We start from the raw sequence: 473 nt of genomic DNA, 5'->3' as shown, positions 1-473 counted from the left end.
GTACGGCTCGGCATCCGGGTCGGATTGTACGCAAGAGAGCGGGAACGGGTGCGCATAGGCCAGACCGGCTTCGGTGATCTTGGGAATCAAATCTTTGCCAAAGTCGTGGCTGGAGTTCTCATCGCGATCGTCTTCTTCCAGCAGTTCATACAGATAGTCGGCGTCAAAGACGTAGATACCCATACTCGCCAGAGATTTGCTCGGATCGTTCGGCATTGACGGCGGGTTAGCAGGTTTTTCAACGAATTCGATAATTTTATCGTTCTCATCAACCGCCATAACGCCAAATGCGGAGGCTTCTTCAATCGGTACTGGCATACAAGCAACGGTGCAACGTGCGCCTTTTTCGACGTGATCGATAAGCATACGCGAGTAGTCTTGCTTGTAGATATGGTCGCCCGCCAGGATCACCACGTATTCCGCTTTATAACGGCGGATAATATCGAGGTTTTGGGTGACCGCATCTGCGGTGC

1 protein-coding gene is annotated in these 473 nt (G+C 52.0%); it reads right to left on the bottom strand.

Annotation, left to right across the window (positions count from 1 at the left end):
* Nucleotides 1–473: sugar phosphate nucleotidyltransferase (locus tag FHK88_RS12315; protein WP_264480681.1), on the bottom strand; the 473-nt coding region annotated here is incomplete at both ends.

Source organism: Psychrobacter sp. I-STPA6b (assembly GCF_020662265.1).
Taxonomy (GTDB): Bacteria; Pseudomonadota; Gammaproteobacteria; order Pseudomonadales; family Moraxellaceae; genus Psychrobacter.
This window is presented reverse-complemented; position numbering and strand designations above follow the sequence as displayed.